This is a genomic window from Paenibacillus sp. P4_E11, assembly GCF_056401635.1.
The window spans coordinates 1-2284 of the sequence record NZ_JBFUIX010000344.1 but is presented as its reverse complement, the minus strand read 5'-3'; the positions used below and the strand labels follow the sequence as shown (position 1 = coordinate 2284).

2 protein-coding genes and 1 pseudogene are annotated in these 2284 nt (G+C 49.5%); 1 reads left to right on the top strand and 2 read right to left on the bottom strand.

The window, feature by feature from the left end; translation table 11 throughout:
- Positions 1-87: 87 nt before the first annotated feature.
- On the bottom strand, positions 88-582 hold the full coding sequence (locus tag AC1DWB_RS33795) for a hypothetical protein (RefSeq protein ID WP_477545457.1): 495 nt from the start codon (positions 580-582) through the stop codon (positions 88-90).
- Positions 583-725: 143 nt separating this feature from the next.
- Here AC1DWB_RS33795 and AC1DWB_RS33790 point away from each other — a divergent pair, with 143 nt between their 5' ends.
- Complete coding sequence (locus tag AC1DWB_RS33790) at positions 726-2066, top strand: extracellular solute-binding protein (RefSeq protein WP_477545456.1); 1341 nt, start codon at positions 726-728, stop codon at positions 2064-2066.
- Between the two features lie 3 nt (positions 2067-2069).
- Here the strand turns inward: AC1DWB_RS33790 and AC1DWB_RS33785 are convergent.
- Positions 2070-2284: pseudogene (locus AC1DWB_RS33785) on the bottom strand (hypothetical protein); the annotation flags it as partial.

Below are 2284 nucleotides of genomic sequence, written 5' to 3'. Positions count from 1 at the left end.
AGCCTGGACCATGAGTCGGTATCCTGTAGCCCACAAGGAAACTGCGGAGATGCGTGAGGAAGCGCTACAATATTTGCGAAAGTGGCTTTAGAAGTTGGTGGCAATCCGTTCGATCCGACAGCCGTATGCCTTGGCAATGGCGTGCATCAATTCAATGAACGTTTCGTCCACGACATATACAGACTCATCACCTGTTCCATAGCTTGCAATCAGGTGCTCCTCCATCTGCAGGAGCGCCGCCGACATGGATGCTGTTGCCTCACTTGTGGGTACGAAGCGGAATAAAGCGATCAATTGCTCGAGCAAATACCGGTTGCCGCCTCGACTCTCAAAGCCGTAGTCCGTATACGAGGGACGAAGTGTAGTTTGCTCGGGCAGTAGCAGGAGTACCAGCTCGTCGTATTGGAACCCGTAGTGTTTCATCAACTTGATGACCGCATCTAGGCCGGTCTCATCGGATACGATCAGTGTTTCCTTATCTCGATCGAATAAAGGAATATCAGCCAGCGCTTTCACGACTTGGGCATAATAACCTGGCCTTTTACCGTCTGGTAAGTGCATGTCTATTCCATATTTACGCATAGTTACCTCCTGATAAGTGCCGAATCGTTCAGTCCATAATATCTTATCACATTAAGGGTTCACGAAAGCGCCTTTTTCATATATCATAGTACATAGCGAATAAGACTTTCGGACTAGACAGAGCCAAAGGAGTGCGAATACGATTGCGCAGTAGACGATGGCTAGTGCTTGCTTCTATGTTATGTGTTTCGGTTCTTTTGCTATTCTGGGTTGGAAACGTTTTCAATAGCCGCACCTCGGAATCTGATCCGAATCAGGGCCGTCATCCCGACGAACCAGCTCCTGAACTGAAGCCAGGCATCACGGAACTGACCGTCCAAGTATCGATGGAGCCCAAAGAATATGCGGTACTTAACCAGCTAAGGCAACAGTATCAGACCATTCATTCGGACATTTCGATTAAACTGGACAATATCCCTCCCGGCACGGCTTATTTGAAATGGAAGAAGTCTGCACAGCTGGGCGAAGCGCCTGACATTATGCTGCTGGAGAACAACTGGGTAACTGAATTCGCAGCACTTGGGTACTTGAATCCGGTTGATTCTCTCCTGACTAGTGAGTTAGTGTCACAGCAGATGGAGCAGGCGGTTAATCAAGTGAAATGGAATGGCTATATGTGGGGAGTCCCTAAAGATGTAGATCTCTATGTGATGGTGTACAATTCCAAACGGTTGACAGAGCACGGGATGGACAAGGCTCCTGCTCAAGCCGAAGATCTGCTCGCCTTACATACTGCTGGATCGAAGCTAGACGAGAACAAGTACGGCATATATGTGGACTTGGATGACCCATTGGCGTTCCTGGCATTAACCAAATCACTCGGAGGCGCGAAGTCACAGGACAAGGCTGTCCCGGCAAAGCTAACAGAGCCATCAGTGTCCAAGACGCTGGAATCGATGTTGGCCGCACCGAGCAAATGGTTTCCCTCCAGCACCATGTTGACATGGAAACCGTGGGAACAGCTTCAGCAGGGGCGTATTGCGGGTATACTGACGACACTATCGGACTATAAGTTACATGCCAAGGATGGCTTGATCATGTCTCCACTGCCTATTCCGAAAGGGGAGACGGTATGGAAGAGCGCATGGTTGACCGGTCGCAGTTTCGTCATCTCTTCTAGGTCAGACAATCCCAAGCAATCGTTCGAATGGATTAAGGAAATGACGAATGTCAGCTCCAACGTGAAGTTCTGGAATGAAGGCTTTCGGCTCCCAACTGCGGTCAGCAGTTATGCCATAGGGGGAATTCGTAATGACATGGCGGTTCAGAGTAATGCTGCCTTTATCGAAAAGGAGGAAGGGTTGCCAATAGCTCCGTTGCTGAACCGTCAACTGCTACAGCTGGGAGACGGGTTAAAGCAGGTATGGAAAGGCGAGTTGAATTGGAAGTTGTTCGCGGATCAGACGGAGCAGAAGTGGAAGGCAGGGGTCCCAGCTTCTGCTGCAAGTCCTACTGCAACTCCAACCGCAACTCCCAAGTCGTAATGGTTAGAAGCTCATTTTCAAAGTTACGGATAAGAGATGGTCCTTCACTTTCAATTCAGTAGCTAGGAGGAAAGATGCCAGCTTACTCGGATAGAAGCTCAGATCATTGCCCCTCTCCAGCGTCTGGATCGTAGTGGCAGGCAACTTGAACCCGTTGTACGTGATGTCGCGGATACGAAACCGGATGGCATTCTTAGGTTTGGTCTCCAGCTCGTATG